Origin of the sequence: Frateuria aurantia DSM 6220 (genome assembly GCF_000242255.2) — a bacterium.
Taxonomy (GTDB): Bacteria; Pseudomonadota; Gammaproteobacteria; order Xanthomonadales; family Rhodanobacteraceae; genus Frateuria; species Frateuria aurantia.
Window position 1 is genome coordinate 3,478,955 of record NC_017033.1, and the last position, 22,803, is coordinate 3,501,757.

The following is a 22,803-nucleotide window of genomic DNA, read 5'->3' on the forward strand; positions in this document are numbered from 1 at the left end:
ATCGCGGTCGTTGCCGGTACGTCCGCGCGTGCCCTGCAGCTTCTTGCCCTCGTACTCGTACTCCTTATTACCAGCGGAGGAGCGGGCTGAGGGCGACTGTCCAGGTAAAGCGAAAACCACCTGAACCAGACAACCAAAACCCGCCTCCGGCAACGGAAGCGGGTTTTTTTTTGGCCCTGCATTTCCCCCCCAGATCATATGGATCCCCTCGTGATGACCACCGACTCCTCCAGCACCGCCCCCCCGGGTGACGTAGCCAGCCAGCAGGTCCGCATCTTCGATACCACCTTGCGTGACGGCGAACAGGCTCCCGGCTTTTCCATGAATCGCCAGGCCAAGCTGCGGATGGCCCAGATGCTGGAATCGCTGGGCGTGGATGTGATGGAGACCGGTTTTCCAGCCGCCTCGCCGGACGACTTCGCCGCCGTCGCCGAGATCAGCCGCCAGTTGCGCAATACCACGGCCTGCGCCCTGGCCCGCTGCCAGGCCGCCGATATCGAGGCCGCCGGCCGCGCTCTGGAGGGAGCCCATCGCTCTCGAATCCATGTGTTTCTCTCGACCAGCCCGCTGCACCGCGAATTCAAGCTGGGCAAGAGCAAGTCCGAAGTGATCGATCTGGCCTGCAGCGGCATCGAACGCGCCCTGCAGTACTGTGACGAAGTGGAATTTTCGGCTGAAGACGCCTTGCGTACCGAGCCCGACTATCTCATCGAAGTCTTCAATGCCGCGATTGCTGCCGGTGCCAGCACCTTGAATGCCCCCGACACGGTCGGCTTCACCACCCCAGCGGAAGTCGAAGCCCTGTTCCGCCAGCTGTACCGAGAGGTCCGGCACCAAGGGCGGGCGATATTCTCGGCCCATTGCCACGATGATCTGGGCATGGCCGTTGCCAACAGCCTGGCGGCCGTCGCCGGCGGCGCCCGCCAGATCGAATGCACCATCAACGGCATCGGCGAGCGTGCCGGCAACGCCTCGCTGGAAGAGGTGGTGATGGCCTTGAAGGTCCGCTCGCCGCTTTACGGCCTGCAGACCCGCATCGACACCCGCAAGCTGTATCCGGCCTCGCGCCTGCTGAGCCAGCTGACCGGTCAGTCCGTGCCGCGCAACAAGGCCATTGTCGGCGAGAACGCCTTCGCCCATGAGTCCGGGATTCACCAGCACGGCATGCTGAAACACCGGGGCACCTACGAGATCATGACGCCGCAGGACGTCGGCATCGCCGAGACCCGACTGGTGCTGGGCAAGCATTCCGGCCGCGCCGCCCTGCGCCAGCGCCTGCAGGTGCTGGGCCAGCAGCCCGACGAAGCGGCGATGGAGGATATCTTCAGCCGTTTCAAAGCTCTGGCCGACCGCAAAAGCGAAGTGCACGACGATGATCTGATCGCGCTGGCCCTGGGCCAGGATCCGGACGCCGTCGGCCCCTGGCACCTTGGACGGCTGAGCACCCATTCGGATCTCGGTGGCCGGGCCCGCGCCACGATCGGCCTGCACCATGACGATGGCCGCCAGATCAGCGGCGAGGCCCAGGGTGACGGTCCGGTCGATGCCGCCCTGAAAGCCATTGCCGACGCCATCGGCCTCAGCCCGCAACTGACCGAATTCCAGATCCGTGCCGTCGGTGCCGGCAGCGATGCCCAGGGCCAGGCTCATCTGAGCGTCAGCCACCAGGGTCGCCACTGGCGCGCCAGTGGCGTCAGCACCGATGTCATCGAGGCCGCCGCCCAGGCCCTGCTGAGCGCCATCAACCGCATCCAGCGCAGCACGCCCGACCAGGTCGATGCTGCCGCCAGGCGAGCCGCGCCCTGATCGCCGCCCAGACCCCCAAGCCTTCCCATACACAGGCAGAACCATGACCTACCCCCGTACCTTGTTCGAGAAAATCTGGGACCGCCATGTGGTGGTTCCCGAAACCGCCGATACACCGGCCATCCTGTATATCGACCTTCATCTGATCCATGAGGTCACCACCCCGCAGGCCTTTGACGAGCTGCGCCAGCGCGGTCTGGGCGTGGCCCGCCCGCAGCAGGTACTGGCCACCCTGGATCACTCCACCCCGACCCTGCCGGCCAATCCCGACGGCAGCCATCCATATGTCACCGAACAGGCGGCCCGCCAGGTCGCCACCCTGGAACGGAACTGCCACGAGTTCGGCATCGAACTGAATGGCTGGGGTTCGGCCCATCGCGGCATCGTGCATGTGATCGGCCCGGAATACGGTGCCACCCAGCCCGGCATGACCATCGTCTGCGGCGACAGCCATACCGCCACGCATGGTGCTTTCGGTGCCTTGGCTTTCGGCATCGGCACCACCGAGGTCGGTCATGTGCTGGCCACCCAGTGCCTGCTGCAGCGCAAGCCGAAAACGCTGGCCATCGAGGTCGACGGCGAGCTGCGACCCGGCATCGGCGCCAAGGATCTGATCCTGCACATCATCGGCAGGATCGGCATCGGCGGCGGCACCGGCCACGTCATCGAATACCGTGGCAAGGCCATCGAAGCCTTGTCGATGGAAGAGCGTATGACGGTCTGCAATATGTCGATCGAGGCCGGTGCCCGCGCCGGCCTGATCGCTCCCGATGCGACCACCTATGCCTGGCTGCAGGGCCGTCCGAAAGCCCCGGCAGGGGCGGACTGGGACCGTGCCGTGCAGGCCTGGCACGAGCTGGCCTCCGACCCCGGTGCCCGCTATGACCGCGTGGTGCATATCGATGCCGGCGAGGTGATGCCGACCATCACCTACGGCACCCATCCAGGCATGGTGATCCCCATCGGCGAAGCCGTCCCCGACGCTCGTGACGAGCAGGAGCGCAAGGCGCTGGACTACATGCGCTTTCAGAGCGGCCAGAGTTTGCTGGGCGAGAAGGTCGATGTGGTCTTTGTCGGCTCCTGCACCAATTCCCGGCTGTCGGATCTGCGTGAAGCTGCCGCCGTGCTGCGCCACAAACCGGTTGCGACCGGGGTCCGCATGCTGGTGGTACCCGGCTCGGTGCAGATCAAGGCCGAAGCCGAGGCCGAAGGACTGGACAAGGTCTTTCGCCAGGCCGGTGCCGAATGGCGCGAGGCCGGCTGCTCGATGTGCATCGGCATGAACGGCGATATCGCCGGGCCCGGCCAGCTGGTGGTCTCCACCAGCAACCGCAATTTCGAAGGCCGCCAGGGTCCGGGTGTACGCACCGTGCTGGCAAGCCCGCGCATTGCCGCTCTGGCCGCCGTCCACGGCTGCATCACCGCCCCTGACGACGCCATGGAGATCGCCGCATGAAGCCGCTGACCGTGATTGATTCCCGTACGGCGGTATTGCCGTTTGAAAACATCGATACCGACCGCATCATTCCGGCCCGGTTTCTGACCACCACCGAGCGCCGGGGTCTGGGCCGGCATGCCTTCAATGACTGGCGCTATCTGGAAGATGGCCGCGACAACCCCGATTTCGTGCTGAACCAGCCCCAGGCCGCCGGCTGTGAAATCCTGGTCGCCGGGCACAACTTCGGCTGCGGCTCATCGCGTGAGCACGCACCATGGGCCTTGCTCGATTTCGGCATCAAGGCCGTGATCTCTTCGGAAATCGCCGACATCTTCCGCAGCAACGCGCTGAAAAACGGCCTGCTGGCCATCGTTCTGCCCGAGACCGAGCACGCCCGACTGATGCAGCATCCCGGCCAGCGCCTGCATATCGATATCCAGACCGGCAACATCCAGACCGCGGATGGCCGGAACATCCATTTCGAACTGGACGGCTTCGCCCGCCATTGCCTGTTGAACGGCGTCGACCAGCTGGGCTATCTGCTGCAGCACCGTCAACAGATCAACGATTACGAACAAAAGCGGGATATCTGCGCATGAACTACCGGATTGTGACCTTGCCCGGCGATGGTGTCGGCCCTGAAGTCTCCGCCGCCGCGGTCGAGGTACTGCATGAAATCGGCCGTCAGTTCGGCCACCAGTTCCAGATCGACGAGCAGCTGATCGGTGGTGCCGCCATCGATGCCACCGGCCAGGCCCTGCCGGAAGCCAGCCTGGAGGCGGCCCGTCAGGCCGATGCCGTGCTGCTGGGTGCGGTAGGTGGGCCCAAGTGGTCGGATCCGCAGGCCAAGGTTCGCCCCGAGCAAGGCCTGCTGGCCTTGCGCGCCGCGCTGCAGGTCTATGCCAATCTGCGGCCGCTGCAGGTACATCCGGCACTGGCCGAGCTGTCACCGCTCAAGAATGAACGCCTGCAGGGCGTCGATATCCTGTTCGTTCGCGAGCTGACCGGCGGCACCTATTTCGGTGCCAAGCAGCGCGGCAAGGATTTCGCCACGGACGAATGCCGTTATACCGAGGCCGAGATCGAGCGGGTGGTCCGTCGCGCCTTCGAGCTGGCCCGCGGTCGTCGCCGCCATCTCACCTCGGTGGACAAGGCCAATGTGCTGGAGACCTCGCGCCTGTGGCGCAGCACCGTGCAACGGCTGGCCGGCGAATATCCCGATGTCGTCGTCGAACACCAGCTGGTCGATTCGATGGCGATGCTGCTGCTGACCCAGCCCTCGCGGTACGACGTGGTGGTCACCGAAAACCTGTTCGGTGACATTCTGACCGACGAGGCCGCCGCGCTGGCCGGCTCACTGGGTCTGCTGCCCTCCGCCTCGCTGGGCGAAGGCCGCAATGCCTTGTATGAACCCATCCATGGATCGGCACCCGATATCGCCGGCCAGGGCATTGCCAACCCAGTCGGCACCATCCTGTCGGCAGCCCTGCTGTTGCGTCATTCACTGCAGCTCGATGCCGAGGCCTCGGCCGTGGAGAAGGCCGTGGATCATGTCCTGAGCAAGGGACCGCATTCGCGGGACATCGGCGGTGAGGCCGGTACCGACGAGGTCCTGACCGCCGTACTGAAGGCACTGCGCAACAACCGTCACTGAACATCACTCCCACTGACCCCAGCCCACTGCCTCTGCCACCGGCAGAGCATTTATCCAGGAAATCCGATCATGACCGATACACCCGCCACCACCGCCCCGCTGGCCCAGGCCCGCATCGCCGTTATCGGCTATGGCAGCCAGGGTCGCGCCCACGCCCTGAATCTGAAGGACTCCGGGCTGGACGTGATCGTCGGCCTGCGCAAGGACGGCCCCTCGTGGCAAAAGGCCATCGAGGACGGCTTTGCCGTCGCCGAACCGTCTGCCGCCGTGGCCGAAGCCGATCTGGTGGCGGTCCTGACCCCGGACATGGTCCAGCCCGAGCTGTACCGCACCGCGATCGAACCCAACATCAAGCCCGGTGCCACCCTGTTGTTCGCCCATGGCTTCAATGTCCATTTCGGCCAGATCAAGCCCCGCGCCGATATCGATGTGGTGCTGGTGGCCCCCAAGGGACCGGGTGCACTGGTCCGTCGCGAATTCGAGATCGGCCGGGGCGTGCCCTGTCTGTTCGCGGTCTATCAGGATACGACCGGCCATGCCGAGGAGCGGGCCAAGGCCTATGCCGCCGGCCTGGGCGGCGCCCGCGCCCTGCTGATCCGCACCGACTTCAAGGAAGAGACCGAGACCGACCTGTTCGGCGAGCAGGCCGTGCTGTGCGGCGGCGCCAGCGAACTGGTGATCAAGGGCTTCGAGACCTTGGTCGAGGCCGGTTACCAGCCTGAAATCGCCTATTACGAAGTGCTGCACGAGCTGAAGCTGATCGTGGACCTGTTCTATGAAGGCGGCATCAGCCGGATGCTGGAATTCATCTCCGAGACCGCGCAATACGGCGACTACGTCAGTGGCCCGCGCATTGTCGACGATGCCACCAAGGCGCGCATGAAGGCCGTGCTGACCGACATTCAGGATGGCACCTTCGCCCGCAACTGGACCGAGGAATACAAGGCCGGACTGCCGAACTACAAGCGCCTGAAGCAGGCCGATCTGGATCATCCGATCGAGAAGGTCGGCAAGGCCCTGCGTGCCCGCATGCCCTGGCTGTCAGCCACAGCGCCGGCCGCCAAGCCCGCCTGAGGTCGTCTCCGCCTTGCCGCCGGTACCTTGAAGGGACCGGCGGCAAGGTCCTCCCATTTCTGTCTTGACCATGTCAGGAGCCGCGCTGTGAATGTTGTTGCCCCGCCCCGCACGACCACCGAAACCGCCACCGAGGCGGTCCATCCCTGCCATGGGAAAACGATGAGCGGGGCCGAGATCGTGGTCCAGGTGCTGGCCGATCAGGGCGTGGATATCGCCTTCGGCTACTCGGGAGGGGCGATCCTGCCGGTCTACGATGCCATCTACCGCTACAACCACGAACATCCGGGCACCACGGAGGCGCTGTCACTGATCGTGCCCGCCAACGAGCAGGCTGCCGGCTTCATGGCCTCCGGCTATGCCCGCGCCTCCGGCAAGGTCGGTGTCGCCATCGTCACCTCGGGACCTGGCGCCACCAATACCGTGACACCGGTACGCGATTCGATGTCCGACTCGATTCCCATGGTCGTCATCTGCGGGCAGGTCGGTACTGCCGCCATCGGCAGCGATGCCTTCCAGGAAGCACCGATCAGCAACATCATGAGCGCCTGCGCCAAGCATGTCTTTCTGGTCACCGATGCCGACAAGCTGGAAGCCACCCTGCGCAGTGCATTCGATATCGCCCGCAGCGGCCGTCCCGGACCGGTCGTGATCGACCTTCCCAAGGACATCCAGAATGCCGAAGTACCCTTTGACGGAAGCAGTATGCTGCCGCTGCCAGGCTACCGCGCGCGATTGCTGGCGTCCGCCCGGCGTGAGCTGGGCGAGGCCGCATGCAACGACTTTCTGCAGGCTCTGACACGCGCTGAACGACCACTGATCTATGCCGGCGGCGGCGTGGTCGCCGCCAATGCCGCCGATGCACTGCGTGCCTTTGCCAGTCACTTCGGACTGCCGATCACCACCACCCTGATGGGTATTGGCATCACCGACACCGCCGCACCGCTGGCCCTGCATATGCTGGGCATGCACGGTACCGCCTATGCCAACTACGCGGTGGACGACTGCGATCTGCTGATCGTGGTGGGTGCCCGCTTCGACGACCGGGTGGCCGGACTGCCGGACCGGTTTGCCGCAAACGCCCGCTTTATCGCCCAGTTCGATATCGATCCGGCCGAGATCGACAAGGTCAAGACCGTGGACTGGCATTATCTGGGCGCATTGGCTCCGGCACTGGACCAATTACGCCATGCCGGGTCCGACATGAACACCCGCAAGAAACTGGAACCATGGCATCGGCATCTGGCCGAACTCAAGCGCGTGCATGCCATGAACTACGACCGCGGCAGCGATCGGATCCAGCCTTATGCAGTCATCGAGGCGATCAATCGCGTCACCCGCGGCGAGGCCATCATCAGCACCGGCGTCGGCCAGCACCAGATGTGGGCCGCCCAGTATTTTGACTTCCGCCGGCCCCGGCAATGGCTGACCTCAGGCGCCATGGGCACCATGGGATTCGGTCTGCCGGCGGCCGTCGGCGCCCAGTTCGCCCGGCCGGATGCCATGGTGATCGATATCGACGGCGATGCCAGCATCCGCATGAACATCGGCGAGCTGGAAACCGTCACGACCTATGGTCTGCCGGTCAAGATCGTAGTGCTCAACAACTGCGGTGACGGCATGGTCCGGCAATGGCAGAAACTGTTCTACAAGGGCCGCTTCGCCGCCTCGGACAAGAGCCTGCACAAGAAGGACTTCATCAAGGCGGCCGAGGCCGACGGCTTCGAGTGGGCGCGCAGACTCAGCCGGCCGGACGAAATCGAAACCAGCATCGCCGAATTCCTGGCTTTCCGGGGACCGGCCTTTCTGGAAGTGATGATCGATCCGGATGCCGGCGTCTACCCCATGGTCGGTCCGGGCGCAGCCTATGCCGAAATGATCACCGGCCCGTTCATCCCGTCCCGGTCGCCAGCGGCGGCCGACACTGATCGCGACATCCCCAGCAACATGTTTTGAAGCCCCGGAGCATGACATGAAAACCCAGCTGCAGCCCCATATCATCACCATCCTGCTGGACAATGAAGTCGGCGCCCTGGCGCGCGTCGCCGGACTGTTTGCCGCCCGCGGCTACAATATCGACTCGCTGAGCGTCGCCGCGACCGCCGATCCCAGCCAGTCACGACTGACCCTGACCACCCATGGCGATACCCGTATACTGCATCAGGTCGTGAGTCAGCTGCGCAAGCTGGTCGATGTGCTGGAGGTGCAGGATCTCACCGGACAGACCCATCTGGAATCCGAACTGCTGATCATCAACGTCCGCTGCCCGCAGGGACGAAGCGATGCTGTCGATGCCTGCCTGTACCGACATCGGGCCTTTCCAGTGGCAGTCAACGGTGACGTCTCCAGCATTCAGTTCGCCGGCACAGGCAAAGCGGTCCGTGCCTTCCTGGATGACATCGAGGCCGTCGCCGAAGTACTGGTACTGGCACGCAGCGGAACGGCGGCCCTGCAGCTGCATTGAGTCTTCAGCGGGCCTGAACAGTCATCCGGCGGTGCCCTTCACCTGATCTGTGGATGGGCTGCAGCCAGAGCCAGGACGGGTTGTTCAGAACAGGTCGACACTGCCGCTCATCACTCCGCCATCCAGCGCGCCCGCATGGATCAGCCCCTGATAGCTGCGGACCTGGTTGCGGCCATGCTTCTTGGCGTAATACAGCGCCTTGTCGGCCAGATCCAGCGCCTGGGTCGAAAATCCCGCCGTGCTGACCTCGACAAAACCGATGCTGACGGTCACCGTTCCGATCTGCGAAAACACATGTGCGGCCATCCGCGCCCGAAACCGCTCCAGCATCGTCTCGACACCGGCCTCGTCCGGGCCCAGCAGCAAGGCCACGAATTCCTCTCCGCCGAAGCGAAACAGCGCATTCGGCGCGGGAAAACTGGATCGCAGCTGCTGCGCCAGCCACAGAATCACCTCATCACCGTATAGATGGCCATACGTGTCATTGACGCGTTTGAAATGATCGATATCGAGAATCGCCAGCCACAACCGCTCCGGCGCCACCCCCTGATGAGTCAAGCCGACCCGCTCCAGCAGTCGTTGCAGCTGGCGATCCAGCGTGCTGCGATTGAAGAGTCCGGTAAGCTTGTCCCGTTCAGCTTCGCGAATCAGGCTGACATAATTGGAGTAGATTCGACTGAAGCCATCCAGAACCTTGGATATGGCATCGAACGGCTCGCCACCCTCGACCATCAGGGCGCCTGCAACAAGTCCATCTTTATGGATAGGCGTCCATACGTAGTGATATCCATCCGCGCCTGCCGAGTGACCGGGGCGCTGGCCATCTTGACAGGCCCGCAGCCGAGTCTGCCAGGCGGCTGTCTCGACTGGCAGAGCTGGACGAACCGCGTAATGCCCTGCCTCCATTTGACGGCAGGACACCCAGGACTCCATGACCCCATCGTCGCCCATGCATTTGTACAGAAGCACATGGCGAGCACGCAGCAACTCGGCCAGGGACAGGGTCAGGCTGTGGTCCAGGGCGTCAATATCCCGGTGCAAGGTCAGCTGGGCCACGGAGTCGACGAACCGCTCCTCCGGCCGCAGCTCGTGCACAGCCGGATCCGCAGACATGGACGGAGCTTCTTCGGAAGCCGCCGTACTGGGCAACCTGATTGACACAGCATCTCCTGGGCAGGCTGCGGCATGATCCGGTCATCACGTGGAACGACCCGGGCGCAGATCTGCATGCCCACAGGAACCCACATGAACAACACCTCACCAACACACAGCCTTCATGGACCTGACCTCGGCCCGGACCATAGGCGGGCGTATGCACCACCTCTTGTGCGAAAGATACTAGCGCGGCTCATGTGACAACACCAATTCATATCGCCGCAGCCGATCCTGCAACCGGCTGATGCCGGTCCCGTCCATCCACGGCCGCCGCGGATCAGGCCTCGTAGCTTCGGCCTTTCCACAGTGAGCGGGTGCCACGCCAATAGCGGATGGCCGAACTCCAGGTCATGGCCAGATACAGACTTGCACTGATCGGCAGCGCCAACCCCCACCACGGCGCCATGCGGTAATAACGCAAGGTGGGAAGGTAGCTGACCCACATCGCCAGCAGGGCCGCAACGGCCAGATCGCGAGTACCAGGCAGGGCCAGCAGCAGCAGCGGCAGCCAGTAGGAGGCGGCGAACACGAGCGTGACCAGCAGCAGCAGCAGGGTCGAATAACCCAGCTGGGTGAAAGCCGACCTGGCCACCATGTCGTGAATGGAACCCAGCGTGCCGTAGGGCCGCAGGCTGATCACTCCCCGACTCAGGCCGGTCCAGGTCCGCAGGCCGGCACGCTTGATCTGGCGTGCCAGGGTGCAGTCGTCTATCAGCGCGTCACGCAGACTCTCGAAGGCACCGACCTGCCGCAGCGCCGTCGTCTCGACAAGAATGCAGCCGCCCGCCGCTGCCGCCGCCCAGCGCCAGCGGCCATTGGCCAAGGCGAAGGGGTACAGCAGCTTGAAGTAGTACACGAAGGTCGGCAACAGCAGGCGGTCCCAGACACTGGTCCGACGCAGATCCGCCATCAGGGAGACGAACTGCACACCCTGCTCGCGCTGCTTGGCCAGCAAGGCAGCCAGCATCCCCGGCTGCAGCACGATGTCGGCATCCAGCAGCAAGGTCCACGGAGTCTGCACTTCGCCCCGTCCCTGTTCCAGCGCCCACAGCTTGCCTGCCCAGCCCTTGGGCAGCGGCTTGCCGGAGATCACCGTGACACCGTCGAAACCCAGCGCTACCTCCGCGGTGCCGTCAGTAGACTGGTCATCGATCACCACGACCCGCAAGCCCTGGCCCTGGGCTTGCAGCCCGGCCAGGGTCTGACCGATCACATCGGCCTCGTTGCGAGCGGGGATCAGCACGGTCAGCTGATCCAGACGCAACGGCTGCGCCGCTGGCGGGGCCGGCTCCAGATGCTCACGGACCCGCCAAGGGAGCCAGGGCAGCAGCAGCAGCCCGAACCAGATGAGGACCGGGGGCAAGGCCCACAGCCATGCCGCATGGGCTTGCCAGAACACGCCAGTCACTCCGGTTTCTGTCAGTGGCTGCTGCTGTCGACGTCAGCCGTTTCCTGCGACGGACGCTTGATCGAGGTGATCGGCACATGCACCGCGGTCGCATTGGCGCGGTCACCATAGCGGATCGGCAGATCCGGAGCCATCGAGCCTTCGGTGCGAGGACCGAACATGGCGACCTTCAAAGCTTTCAGCGGGTGGGCAAAGGTGTCATCCACCGAGGTGCCCTCGAAGCCGCAATGGGCCATGCAGTTGTCGCACTTCGGATTGTTGCCGACGCCGTACTTGTCCCAGTCGGTGGTTTCCATCAGGTCCTTGTAGGACTTGGCGTATCCCTCGTCGACCAGCAGGTAGCAGGGGCGCTGCCAGCCGAACACGTTGTAGGTCGGATTCGACCACGGAGTGCACTGATAGGACTGGTTGCCGGCCATGAAGTCCAGGAACATGGAGGACTGGTTGAAAACCCACTTTTCCTTGCGCTGCTTGCCAAGGCGGAAGATGTCGCGGAACAGGTTCTTGCTCTGGGTCCGCCCCATGAACACGTCCTGGCGCGGGGCATGCTGGTAGCTGTAGCCCGGCGACACGGTGATGGCCTCGATACCGAGGGTCATCGCGTAGTCGAAGAACTCGGCCACTTCCTCGGGCTTTTCGCCGGAGAACAGGGTGCAGTTGATGGTGACGCGGAAACCGCGGGCCAATGCCATCTTGATGGCCTCGACCGCCTTCTCGAACACACCTTCCTGACAGACGGAATCATCGTGGCGCTCTTTCAGGCCATCAAGATGCACCGACCAGGTGAAGTACGGGGAGGGCTCGTATTCATCGATGTGCTTGGCCAGCAGAATGGCGTTGGTGCACAGATAGATGAACTTCTTGCGCTTGATCAGGCCCTGGACGATCTGGGGCATTTCCTTGTGGATCAGCGGCTCGCCACCCGGGATCGAGACCACCGGCGCACCGCATTCGTCCACCGCGGCCATCGCCTCCTCGACGCTGACGCGCTTCTTGAGGATTTCCTTGGGATAATCGATCTTGCCGCAACCGGCACAGGCCAGATTGCACTGGAACAGGGGCTCCAGCATCATCGCCAGCGGGTAGCGTTTCTGGCCCGTGAGCTTCTTGCCGATGATGTACTTGGCAACTTTGTATTTTTGGATCAGCGGAATACCCATAGGGTTTTCTCAATCTCGCATCAGGGGAGCATGGGGTGCCCAATACTCGGAATTTTAACTAGTTTGCGTCGCCGCAGCGACTCCACAGTTCGGAATGGTCCTGCCGGAGACGTGCCCACTCCAGCTTGAACCAGGGGGTGAATGTCTCAGGCTGATCGTTGATCCAGCCATCCAGGGCCTGAGGATCGATATAGCGCAGCTCCGCAACCTCGTTCGGATTGACCTCCGGCATGGCATCCGCCTGGCCGGCATAGACCCAGCACAATTCGTGTTCGGCACCATCCTCGTCGAACTGTGCATGATATTCGAATTTGTACAGATAGCGCAGGACAGCAACCAGTCCCAGCTCCTCGTCCAGCCGGCGTCGCACCGCCGACTCCATCGACTCGCCACGACGTGGATGGCTGCAGCAGGCATTGGACCAGTAGCCCGGCCACAATCGCTTGGCTTCAGCCCGACGCTGCAACAGCACCTCGCCGCGGCTGTTGAAAATAAAGATCGAAAAAGCCCGGTGCAAGGTTCCTTGACCGCGATGAGCCGAGGCCTTGTCCAGAAAGCCGAGTTCGATATCCGCGGCATCGACCAGCACCAGCGGCTCATCGTCAAACGAAACGATGGGTGCCGATGCCTGGGCCGTCCGGCCTTGGCGGGTTGAACATTCGACAGTCAATGAAAACTCCTGAATCTGGCCGCTCGGCGGAACCTGACTCCATTGGCGAGTGGCTTCCGCGCCGGTTCACTGGTGCAGTGCGGCATTAAAAACTCGTTTAGTCTACATCTTTAACCGGTCTGAAATCAGACTGTCACCTTAACCGTTCCTGGCACCCTGCCGGCGCAGCCGATCCCGGCCGTGTTATTCTAGGGGAATCATGTTCACCCTTACCGTACTGCCAGAGGCTCTCGGCACCGCCCTGATCCTGGCGGCATGCGCGTACGCGCTGCTTGCGTGTATTGCGCTGCACAAAACACGTTTGCAAAGCCGGGCCCGCCCCGTCGGCGCCACCCGGCCGACAAGCGTGCTGAAGCCACTGTGCGGAGCCGAGCCGCGGCTTTACGACAATCTGCGCAGCTTCTGCGTGCAGGACCACCCGCAGTACCAGCTGGTATTCGGCGTACGCGAGGCCGATGATCCTGCGATCGAGGTGGTCGCCCGCCTGCAGCATGAATTTCCGGATCTGGACATGCAATTGGTGATCGCACCGCAGGTGCATGGTCAGAATCTGAAAGTCAGCAACCTTATCAACATGTTGCCAGCCACCAAACATGACTGGCTGGTGCTGGCCGACAGTGACATCGATGTTCCGATCAATTACCTGAGTCATGTTGTCGCGCCCCTCGCCGATCCGGCGACCGGAATCGTCACCTGCCTCTACCGCGGCCGTCCCGCCGCAGGCCTCTGGTCCCAGCTTGGTGGCCAGTTCATCGACGAATGGTTCACCCCCTCGGTGCGACTGTCCCAGCTGCTGGGCTCGCAACGCTTCGGCTTCGGCGCGACCATCGCCCTGCGTCGTGACTGTCTGGCAGGTCTTGGCGGCCTCGAGGCTCTCAAGGACACCTTGGCCGATGATTACTGGCTGGGCGAGCTCAGTCGCCGCCAAGGCCTGCGCAGCGTGCTCTCCGATGTGATCACCACCACCGATGTCACCGAGACCAGCCTGGCCAGCCTGTGGGCGCACGAAATGCGCTGGCTGAGAACCATCCGCTCATTGGCGCCGTTCGGTTTCGCGATGACGTTCGTCTGCTTCACCCTTCCTGTTTTGGGTATCGGCCTCATCTTGGCGCATAATAGTTATAATTTTGTCATGGCCGGTGTCGGCGCAATGGCCCGTTGGTGGATCCACTTCACCCAGCGACGGGGCCGCAGCTGGCAAGGCGCGAAGTACGAAGCATGGTTGGTACCGGCTCGTGATCTGCTCCTGTTCATCGAATGGACAGTAGCGCTCACCCGCTGGCAGGTAAGCTGGCGTGGTCAGGTCATGAATGCCAAAGGCCAAGATCCAGCATAATCTCTCACCGTCATGGGTGCGCGACTCAAGTTCGCGTCCTGTCACTTAGCCGAACACGATCAAGTTCACTCCTATGAAAACACTCTTTCTTCAGGCCCCTTCATTTGACGGCTTCGATGGCGGCGCAGGCTCTCGTTACCAGGCCAAGCGCGAAATCAAGAGCTTCTGGTATCCGACCTGGCTGGCCCAGCCTGCCGCGCTGATTCCGGACTCCCGCGTGCTGGATGCTCCCGCCGACGAGATCGGCGTCGAGGAGACGCTGGCCATCGCCGAAAAATACGATCTGGTGTTCATCCACACCAGCACACCGTCGTTCCCTACCGATGCCAAGTTCGCCGAGCTGCTGAAAGAGCGCAAGCCGGGCATCATCATCGGTCTGGTCGGCGCCAAGGTCGCCGTGGATCCTACCGATTCGCTGACGGCCTCGGCCGCGATCGATCTGGTCTGCCGCGAGGAATTCGACTACACCTGCAAGGAAGTCGCCGAAGGTCGCCCCTTCGCCGATATCACCGGCATCAGCTACAAGCTGGCCGATGGCAGCGTGAAGCACAATCCGCCGCGCGCCATGATCGAGAACATGGACGATCTGCCGTTCGTGGCGCCGATCTACAAGCGTGACCTGAAGATTCCGAATTACTTCATCGGTTACCTGAACTACCCCTACATCTCGATCTACACCGGTCGCGGCTGCCGCTCCAAGTGCACCTTCTGCCTGTGGCCGCAGACCGTGGGCGGCCATCGTTACCGCGTGCGTTCGGCCGACAACGTGATCGCCGAGGCGAAGTGGATCAAGGAGAACATGCCCGAGATCAAGGAGCTGATGTTCGACGATGACACCTTCACCGACAGCTCGAATCTTGAGCGCGTGCATGACATCGCCCGCGGCCTGGGCAAGCTGGGCTGGACCTGGAGCTGCAACGCCAAGGCCAATGTTCCTTATGAGTCGTTGAAGATCATGAAGGAAAACGGCCTGCGCCTGCTGCTGGTCGGCTACGAGTCCGGCGACGACCAGATCCTTCACAACATCAAGAAGGGTCTGCGCACCGATATCGCCCGCAAGTTCACCGAGAACTGCCGCAAGCTGGGCATCCAGATCCATGGCACCTTCATCCTGGGCCTGCCGGGTGAAACCAAGGAAACGATCGCCAAGACCATCGAGTATGCGAAAGAAATCAACCCGCATACCATCCAGGTCTCGCTGGCAGCGCCCTATCCCGGTACCGCCCTGTACAACCAGGCCATCGAGAACGGCTGGCTGGAAAAGAACCATGCCGTGAACCTGGTCAACGAGAAGGGTGTGCAGCTGGCCGCCATCAGCTACCCGCATCTGTCCAAGGAAGAAATCTTCCACAGCATGGAACAGTTCTACCGGGCCTTCTATTTCCGCCCGTCCAAGATCTGGGAAATCGTCCGCGAGATGATGGCCAGCTGGGACATGACCAAGCGCCGTCTGCGTGAAGGCGTGGAGTTCTTCCGCTTCCTGCGCGCTCACGAGTCCTGAGTGCCCCCGACCGGATGTCTGCCAAGGCAGGCATCCGGTCTGACGGAATTGCAAACATGAGCATGAAGGACGCCCATGCGGCCAGGCCCCGCCTGATCGTGACGGCTGATGATTTCGGCCTGCACGAAGCCGTCAATGATGCCGTCGAGCAAGGTTGCCGCAACGGCGTGCTGCGGGCCGCCAGTCTGATGGTGGCCGCTCCTGCGGCGGCCGATGCCGTCGCCCGCGCGAAACGACTGCCTGAACTGGCGGTAGGCCTGCATCTGGTGCTGGCCGATGGTGCGCCGATGCTGCCGCCGACTCAGGTGCCCGATCTGGTCGGTGCAGATGGTCGTTTCGGCAGCAACATGGCCAAAGACGGCGTGAAATTCTTCTTCCTGCCCCATGTCCGGCGTCAGCTGGAAGCGGAGATCCGCGCTCAGTTCGAGGCTTTTGCGGGCAGTGGCCTGGTACTGGACCACGTCAATGCCCACAAGCATTTCCATCTGCATCCCACCGTCCTGTCGCTGATCCTCTCGATCGGCCGCCAACACGGCCTGAAGGCCGTGCGCCTGCCGGTGGAGCCGAGCATGCCCGGCTGGCTCAAGCCCTGGCTGAACCTGATGCGCTGGCGCCTTCAGTGCAACGGCATCGCCCACAACGATCATGTGTTCGGCATCAGCCACAGTGGCGGCATGGATGAGACTACCGTGCTGGAAATCATCGACACCTTGCCGGCCGGCGTCTCGGAAATGTACCTGCATCCGGCTGCACGCAACCAACTGACGCCGAGCATGGCCGAATACCGCCATACGGATGAGCTGGCCGCGCTGATTTCCCCGGCGGTGGGCGCGCGGGTAGCCGAACGCTGCGAGCTGCTGTCCGGCTTCGGTGGACTGCAGGCAGCACGCGCATGAAGTGGATCAGCTATCTCGCCGGTCTGGCCGGCCTGGTCACCGTCATCGTGCTCGGCTTGCAGCAGAACTGGACCGACATCGGTCAGGCTCTGGATCATGCCGGCTGGGCCTTGCTGTGGCTGCTGCCTTTCCATGCGTTGCCGCTGGGGCTGGATGTGATGGGTTGGCGGGCACTGCTGCGACCCAGCGATCCCGAGCGCCGCGCCCACTTCAGCTTTCTGTTCTGGGTTGCGGCGATCCGCGAAGCCTGCAATCGATTGTTGCCGGTCGCCAATGTCGGCGGCGAGCTGATCGGCATCCATCTGGTCAAGCGTCGTGGCATCAGCGGTGCCGCCACCACCGCCAGCGTATTGATCGAAGTGCTGCTGACCTTGTTGAATCAATATGCCTTCACCGCTCTGGGCATCGTGCTGCTGGTCTGCACCCAGCAGGCCACCGGCAGCGCCACCACCGTGATGATCGCCCTGGCCGCCAGTCTGCCCTTGCCGGTCGGACTGGTGCTGCTGCTGCGCTTCGGCAATCTGTTCTCCCGCATCGGGGAAATCGCCGAGAAGATGTTCGGCGGTGAGTCCAAGCTGGCAGGCCTGCTGGATGGCGCCCAACTCGACATCGAGGTCCGCAAGCTGTTCGATCAGCCGCTGCGAATGGCCGCTGCCGGCGGCTGGCAGTTCGCCGGCTTTGTGGTAGGCAGCTTCGAGACCTGGCTGGCGGTCAAGTTGCTGGGGGCGCCCATCACCATCTGGGATGCCGTCGCCGTGGAGGCGATCACCCAGGCGGTGCGCCATATCATCTTCTTCGTGCCGGCCGGTCTCGGCGTGCAGGAAAGCGGTCTGCTGATCTTCGGCCACATGATCGGCCTGCCGGCCGACATCAGCATGACCCTGTCACTGATCAAGCGGCTGCGTGAAGTGCTGTTCGGGCTGCCGGCCCTGCTGTCCTGGCAATGGCTGGAACGGCACCAGAAGAATCTCCCGCCGGAACAGGTGGCCGAAGGAGCCTGAGCTCCTTCGGATGCTCCGCCGGCCGCTCAGGCGCGCTGGCGGAACCAGTTCACGGCATCTTCCAGCGCCTGGCGCGCCGGACGCGGTCGATAGCCCAGCTCGGCCTTGGCCCGGGCACTGGAGAAGAACATCATCTTCTTCGACATTTTGATCTCTTCCACCGTCGCCACCGGTGCCTTGCCGGTGATCCGCGCCAAAGCCTCGGAAACATAGGCCACCGGCAGCACCAGATTGTGTGGCAGGCGGATCCGCGGCGGCGGTCGACCGACGATATCGGCGATTTCGGTCAGCAATTCGCGCAGGGTCAGGTCCTGGCCGCCCAGAATATAACGCTGTCCGGCCACACCCTTCTGCCAGGCCAGCCAGTGACCTTCGGCCACGTCATCGACATGCGCGATATTGAGGCCGGTATCCACATAGGCGGGAATCTTGCCCAGCATGGCATCACGCACCACCCGCCCGGTGGGCGTGGGCTTGATGTCACGCGGTCCGATCGGGGTCGAGGGGTTGACGATCACCAGATCCAGGCCGGCCGCGGCGAATTCCGCGGCCACTTCCTCGGCGAGGAACTTGGACCGCTTGTAATGGCCGATCATGTCGGCCACGGTCACCGGCGTGAATTCGGTGCCGGGGGTGTGATCCTTGGGAATGCCGAGGGTAGCGACGCTGCTGGTATACACCACCCGCTGCACGCCGTTGTCACGTGCTGCCGTCAGCAAGGCCCGGGTGCCCTCGACATTGGCCTGATACAACTCGGCCGGTCGCGGAGTCCACAGCCGGTAGTCGGCGGCCACATGAAACAGTGCATCGCAGCCTCGGCAGGCCGCAGGCAAGGTTTCGGCCCGGGTCAGATCGCCCTCGGCCAGCTCGACGGGCAGCCCCTGCAGATTGCTGCGATCGGAGCGGGGACGGACCAGAACCCTAACCGACACCCCTTCATCGAGCAATCGCCGGACCATGGCGGACCCGACGAATCCGCTCGCGCCTGTTACCAGTGCTTTCACGACAACTCCACAATTTACGCGCTTATATCGCCACGGCCCAGAGCAGACCGGAGCGAATCTGAAAGATGGAAGACAGCAATTATCCCCGAAATTCAGGGTCTGCGCCGATGCAGTGCACAAGATATCACTTGCAGCCGGGGCGTCTCTGGTAGAATCCGCAGCTAGTCCGGGCGGATCCGATGCCTCCCGACCTCCCAATTCGCTTATTTGCATCGACTGGCATGACCCTGTTTGCAGTGATGTCGAAGTCGCAGTCGAAGGCATGCCCATGACAAGAACCGATACTGCCATTCCATCCACGACCGACGCCGCCGATCGCTTCCAGGACGCGATATTGCCCAAGGTGTCGCGTACCTTCGCCTTGACCATTCCCCAGCTTCCGCCTTCGCTGTGCCGGGCGGTGGGCAATGCCTATCTGCTGTGCCGGATCGCCGACACCGTCGAAGACGAGCCGGCCTTGTCGGCCGAGGACAAATGCAGGTACGAAGAGGCGTTGATCGATGCCGTCACCCAGCGCATCGATCCGGCACCGCTGGCAGCCGAAGTCGCCGCTCGACTGTCGTCGGCCACTCTGGACGCCGAGCGCGACCTGTTTGCCCAGCTGCCGACCGTGCTCGAAGTCACCCGTACCCTGCGCCCTGCGCAGCAGGCGGCTATCGAGAGCTGCCTGCGGATCATGGCTTCTGGCATGCACGACTTCCAGACAGACGCCGGTGTGCAGGGTCTGGCCACGCTGCAGGAGCTTGATCATTACTGCTATATCGTCGCTGGCTGCGTCGGTGATCTTCTGACCGACATGTTCGTCGATTTCGATCCCGAAATCGCCGCGCGCGGCGCAGCCATGCGTCGACTCTCGGTGTCCTTCGGCCAAGGCCTGCAGATGACCAATATCCTGAAGGACCAGTGGGAAGACCGCACCCGCGGTGCCTGCTGGCTGCCGCGTGATCTGATGCGACGCCATGGCGTCGATCTGGCGACCCTGGCGCCGGGCAGGACGCCGGCCGGATACAAGGCCGCACTCGACGAGCTGATCGGCGTTGCCATCAGCCATCTTGGCAACGCACTGGAATATACCCTGCTGATACCAGCACGGCATGCCGGCATCCGGCGCTTCTGCCTGTGGGCGATCGGCATGGCGGTACTGACCTTGCAGAACCTGCATGCCTCGCCCGATTTCTCGGGCGGAGCCCAGGTCAAGATCACCCGCAAGATGGTCCGCCGCACGATCATGCTCAGCAATCTGGGCTGCCGTCACGACTGGGCCCTGCGCGGCATGTTCAAGTGGGCGACCCGCAAGCTGCCCAGAACCCCGCTGGCCGCCGAATGGACGGGCCCGGACGATATCCGTCAGCTGTGGATCCGTTCTGCCGCAGCACGACCGGCCGATCGCGCCCGTGATCTGGCGGACGCCACCCACGGGGCCGGCTGATGGATACGCGGGTGGAACTGCGGCCGACGGGGGAGTTGCGCCAGTCGCCGCTGACTCGGGCCATGGAGCAGGCCCGCGCCGCGTTGCTGGGCCGTCAGGCCGCTGACGGCCACTGGTGCTTCGAGCTGGAATCCGATGCCACCATCACCGCCGAATACATCCTGATGACTCACTTCATGGATGAAATCGACGATATCCTGCAGGCCAAGCTCGCCCGCTATCTGCGGGCCACCCAGCAGCTCGACAGTCACGGCGGATGGCCGCTCTATCATGGCGGCGACCTGGATCTGTCCTGCACCGTCAAGGCCTATTTCGCCCTCAAGGCCGCCGGCGACAGTGCCGAGGCCCCGCATATGCGGCGGGCCCGCGAAGCCGTGCTCGAGCGCGGCGGCGCCGCCAAGGCCAATGTCTTCACCCGCATGCTGCTGGCCATGTTCGGCCAGGTGCCCTGGCGCGCCACCCCGTACACCCCGGTCGAACTGATGCTGTTCCCGCGCTGGGCGCCCATCCATGTCGACAAGGTCGCCTACTGGGCGCGCACCACCATGATTCCGCTGATGGCGCTGTGCTCGATGCAGGCCCGCGCCGCCAATCCCCGCGGCGCCGGCATCGCCGAGCTGTTCGTCACCCCGGCCGAGGAGGAGCGTGACTATTTCGCCCGTGGCGGCGTGCTGAACCGGGTCTTCCTGGCGCTGGACAAGCTCGGCCGTGCCGTCGATCCGCTGATCCCCAAGGCTATCCGCCGCAAGGCGATCCAGAAGGCCGCCGACTGGTGCGCCGAACGCATGAACGGCGAAGATGGCCTCGGCGCCATCTTCCCGCCCATGGTCAATGCCTACGAGATGTATCACCTGCTGGGCTATCCCGCGGACCATCCGCTGATGCAAACCTGCCGCAAGGCCCTGCACAAGCTGCTGGTGTTCCGCCCGGACGGCTCGGCCTATTGCCAGCCCTGCGTCTCCCCGGTATGGGATACGGCCTGGGCCCTGATGGCCTTGCAGCATACCGGCGATGACGAGGTCACCCAGAGCGCCGTGCAGCGCGGCTACGACTGGCTGCTGCCGCGTCAGGTGCTGGAGCTGCGCGGCGACTGGAAAGAGCATTGCAGCGACCAGGTCCGCCCCGGTGGCTGGGCCTTCCAGTATGCCAACGACTATTACCCGGACATCGACGACACCGCCGTGGTCGCCGGCATGCTGCACTCGCGGGCGCAGCGGCTGGGCGATCCGCAGCGCTATCGCGAAGCCACCGATCGGGCGGCCGAATGGATGCTGGGCCTGCAGTCGAAAAACGGCGGTTTCGCCGCCTTCGATGCCGATTGCACCCGCTATTACCTGAACTCGATTCCCTTTGCCGACCATGGCGCCCTGCTCGATCCGCCGACCGAGGATGTGACCGGCCGCGTGCTGGCCTGCCTGGGCCTGCTCAAGCGCCCGCAGGATGCCGAGGTGATCCGCCGCGGCGTCGAGTATCTGCGCACCACCCAGCTGCAGGACGGCTCCTGGTGGGGGCGCTGGGGTACCAACTATGTCTACGGCACCTGGAGCGCCCTGGCCGGCCTGGCCCTGGTCGGCGAAGACCGCCAGCAGCCCTATATCCGCAAGGCCATCGAGTGGCTCTACGCCTGCCAGAACGCCGACGGCGGCTGGGGCGAGACCAATGACAGCTACCTGGACCCGGCCCTGGCCGGCCAGAACCAGGGGGTCAGCACCCCCAACCACACCGCCTGGGCTCTGCTGGCCCTGATCGCCATCGGCGAGGCCGACCACCCGGCGGTCGCCCGCGGCATCGAGCATCTGCTGGCCACCCAGCAGGCCGACGGTCTGTGGCATCACCCTTCGCACAATGCACCCGGCTTCCCCCGCGTCTACTATCTCAAGTACCACGGCTATACCGCCTATTTCCCGCTGTGGGCACTGAGCCAGTACCGCCGCCGGCGTTCCGCTGCAGCCTCGTGAATCCAGCGACGGGCATAGGGCTGGTGGTGGCCATGGCCAGCGAGGCGAAACTGCTGACCCGCGATCCGCTGCAACCCGGACAAAGCCGGCTGCTGGCGCCCGGTGTCCGACTGCTGCTGTCCGGCATGGGCGAGCAGGCCGCCAGGAATGCAGCCCGTCAGCTGGTGGACGAAGGCGTCGAGGCTCTGGCCGTGATCGGCGTCGCCGGCGGCCTGGATTCCGACTATCCCGCCGGCAGCGTGATCTGCGCCAGTGAAATCTGTACCCCCGGCGGCCAACGTCATCCCACCGACGCCGCCTGGCGGCAGGCGCTGCACCTGGCCACTCGCGGCCAGTGCCGGGTCGCCCCATTGCTGGGCAGCGCCGTCGCCTTGTCGACGCCCGCCGCCAAACGTGATGCCGCCCATCGCCATGGCGCGGTGGCCGTGGACATGGAGAGCGGGGCGGTGGCCGCCGTGGCCGCTGCCCATGACAAGCCGCTGCTGGTGCTGCGCACCATCGCCGATGAGGCGGGGGACATCCTGCCCGAAGCGCTGCAGCGGGCGGTGGATCCGCTGGGCCAGCCACGCCCCTGGCCCATGCTGGCCACCTTGCTGCGCCATCCCGGCCTGATCACGGTCCTGCCAGGTCTGGCCCGGCGCATGCGGGCTGCCACCCGCGGCTTGCAGCAGATCATCGCCCAGACCGGTCCCGACCTGGCCTGGAGCCGCCGCCAGCACGCTCTTCGCGGCGGCTGAAACGATCAGACACGTCCCATATCCGCGCGTATCCTGCGATTTGGGATGCCTGCGCAGCGCGCATCGGCTATTGTATGCGGGTTCGGGACATCGATCGTGTCCTCCAATCTCT

19 protein-coding genes are annotated in these 22,803 nt (G+C 63.9%); 14 read left to right on the forward strand and 5 right to left on the reverse strand.

Annotation, left to right across the window (positions count from 1 at the left end; translation table 11 throughout):
• The first annotated feature begins 213 nt into the window (after positions 1-213).
• The 7 genes from FRAAU_RS15775 to ilvN all read left to right on the forward strand — a co-directional run bounded on the left by FRAAU_RS15775 (position 214) and on the right by ilvN (position 8,436).
• Positions 214-1,806 (forward strand): 2-isopropylmalate synthase, encoded by a 1,593-nt coding sequence (locus FRAAU_RS15775; protein ID WP_014404520.1) that lies wholly within the window; start codon positions 214-216, stop codon positions 1,804-1,806.
• Positions 1,807-1,849: 43 nt separating this feature from the next.
• Entirely contained in the window at positions 1,850-3,262 is a 1,413-nt protein-coding gene (gene leuC, locus FRAAU_RS15780; RefSeq protein ID WP_014404521.1) for a 3-isopropylmalate dehydratase large subunit, read from the forward strand.
• Entirely contained in the window at positions 3,259-3,843 is a 585-nt protein-coding gene (gene leuD / locus FRAAU_RS15785) for a 3-isopropylmalate dehydratase small subunit (protein WP_014404522.1), read from the forward strand. Before leuC ends, leuD begins: the two co-directional genes overlap by 4 nt.
• Positions 3,840-4,898 carry a 3-isopropylmalate dehydrogenase gene (gene leuB, locus FRAAU_RS15790; RefSeq protein WP_014404523.1) on the forward strand — a complete coding sequence of 353 codons (1,059 nt, stop codon included), beginning with the start codon at positions 3,840-3,842 and terminating at the stop codon, positions 4,896-4,898. The genes leuD and leuB overlap by 4 nt, the downstream gene beginning before the upstream one ends.
• A gap of 69 nt (positions 4,899-4,967) precedes the next feature.
• Complete coding sequence (ilvC, locus tag FRAAU_RS15795; RefSeq protein ID WP_014404524.1) at positions 4,968-5,972, forward strand: ketol-acid reductoisomerase; 1,005 nt, start codon at positions 4,968-4,970, stop codon at positions 5,970-5,972.
• Positions 5,973-6,134: 162 nt separating this feature from the next.
• Positions 6,135-7,928: a biosynthetic-type acetolactate synthase large subunit gene (gene ilvB, locus FRAAU_RS15800; RefSeq protein ID WP_083841249.1), complete on the forward strand. Its 1,794-nt coding sequence runs from the start codon at positions 6,135-6,137 to the stop codon at positions 7,926-7,928.
• A gap of 16 nt (positions 7,929-7,944) precedes the next feature.
• Positions 7,945-8,436 carry an acetolactate synthase small subunit gene (gene ilvN / locus FRAAU_RS15805; protein WP_014404526.1) on the forward strand — a complete coding sequence of 164 codons (492 nt, stop codon included), beginning with the start codon at positions 7,945-7,947 and terminating at the stop codon, positions 8,434-8,436.
• A gap of 84 nt (positions 8,437-8,520) precedes the next feature.
• Here ilvN and FRAAU_RS15810 read toward each other — a convergent pair whose 3' ends face one another.
• The 4 genes from FRAAU_RS15810 to idi form a co-directional block, all read right to left on the reverse strand.
• Positions 8,521-9,549: a GGDEF domain-containing protein gene (locus FRAAU_RS15810; protein WP_052317941.1), complete on the reverse strand. Its 1,029-nt coding sequence runs from the start codon at positions 9,547-9,549 to the stop codon at positions 8,521-8,523.
• A gap of 319 nt (positions 9,550-9,868) precedes the next feature.
• The gene (locus FRAAU_RS15815) at positions 9,869-10,990 is read right to left on the reverse strand and encodes a glycosyltransferase (RefSeq protein ID WP_014404528.1); all 1,122 of its coding nucleotides are present in this window, start codon (positions 10,988-10,990) and stop codon (positions 9,869-9,871) included.
• A 20-nt stretch (positions 10,991-11,010) separates the two neighbouring features.
• Positions 11,011-12,159 (reverse strand): adenosyl-hopene transferase HpnH, encoded by a 1,149-nt coding sequence (hpnH, locus tag FRAAU_RS15820; protein WP_014404529.1) that lies wholly within the window; start codon positions 12,157-12,159, stop codon positions 11,011-11,013.
• A 58-nt stretch (positions 12,160-12,217) separates the two neighbouring features.
• A complete protein-coding gene (gene idi / locus FRAAU_RS15825) occupies positions 12,218-12,829 on the reverse strand; it encodes an isopentenyl-diphosphate Delta-isomerase (protein ID WP_014404530.1) in 612 nt (203 codons plus the stop codon).
• A 199-nt stretch (positions 12,830-13,028) separates the two neighbouring features.
• Here idi and hpnI point away from each other — a divergent pair, with 199 nt between their 5' ends.
• The 4 genes from hpnI to FRAAU_RS15845 all read left to right on the forward strand — a co-directional run bounded on the left by hpnI (position 13,029) and on the right by FRAAU_RS15845 (position 17,563).
• Entirely contained in the window at positions 13,029-14,165 is a 1,137-nt protein-coding gene (gene hpnI, locus FRAAU_RS15830; protein ID WP_014404531.1) for a bacteriohopanetetrol glucosamine biosynthesis glycosyltransferase HpnI, read from the forward strand.
• A gap of 73 nt (positions 14,166-14,238) precedes the next feature.
• On the forward strand, positions 14,239-15,666 hold the full coding sequence (gene hpnJ, locus FRAAU_RS15835) for a hopanoid biosynthesis associated radical SAM protein HpnJ (RefSeq protein ID WP_014404532.1): 1,428 nt from the start codon (positions 14,239-14,241) through the stop codon (positions 15,664-15,666).
• Positions 15,667-15,722: 56 nt separating this feature from the next.
• Complete coding sequence (gene hpnK / locus FRAAU_RS15840) at positions 15,723-16,562, forward strand: hopanoid biosynthesis-associated protein HpnK (protein ID WP_014404533.1); 840 nt, start codon at positions 15,723-15,725, stop codon at positions 16,560-16,562.
• A complete protein-coding gene (locus FRAAU_RS15845) occupies positions 16,559-17,563 on the forward strand; it encodes a lysylphosphatidylglycerol synthase domain-containing protein (RefSeq protein ID WP_014404534.1) in 1,005 nt (334 codons plus the stop codon). The genes hpnK and FRAAU_RS15845 overlap by 4 nt, the downstream gene beginning before the upstream one ends.
• Before the next feature lie 26 nt (positions 17,564-17,589).
• Here FRAAU_RS15845 and hpnA read toward each other — a convergent pair whose 3' ends face one another.
• Complete coding sequence (hpnA, locus tag FRAAU_RS15850; RefSeq protein WP_014404535.1) at positions 17,590-18,567, reverse strand: hopanoid-associated sugar epimerase; 978 nt, start codon at positions 18,565-18,567, stop codon at positions 17,590-17,592.
• A 268-nt stretch (positions 18,568-18,835) separates the two neighbouring features.
• Between hpnA and FRAAU_RS15855 the strand changes: the two genes are divergently transcribed.
• Genes FRAAU_RS15855 through FRAAU_RS15865 form a run of 3 tightly spaced genes read left to right on the forward strand, consistent with a single transcriptional unit; the run spans position 18,836 to position 22,691 of the window.
• Positions 18,836-19,996 (forward strand): phytoene/squalene synthase family protein, encoded by a 1,161-nt coding sequence (locus FRAAU_RS15855; protein WP_014404536.1) that lies wholly within the window; start codon positions 18,836-18,838, stop codon positions 19,994-19,996.
• Complete coding sequence (gene shc / locus FRAAU_RS15860) at positions 19,996-21,954, forward strand: squalene--hopene cyclase (RefSeq protein WP_014404537.1); 1,959 nt, start codon at positions 19,996-19,998, stop codon at positions 21,952-21,954. The genes FRAAU_RS15855 and shc overlap by 1 nt, the downstream gene beginning before the upstream one ends.
• On the forward strand, positions 21,951-22,691 hold the full coding sequence (locus FRAAU_RS15865; RefSeq protein WP_052317942.1) for a phosphorylase family protein: 741 nt from the start codon (positions 21,951-21,953) through the stop codon (positions 22,689-22,691). Before shc ends, FRAAU_RS15865 begins: the two co-directional genes overlap by 4 nt.
• Positions 22,692-22,803 lie beyond the last annotated feature (112 nt).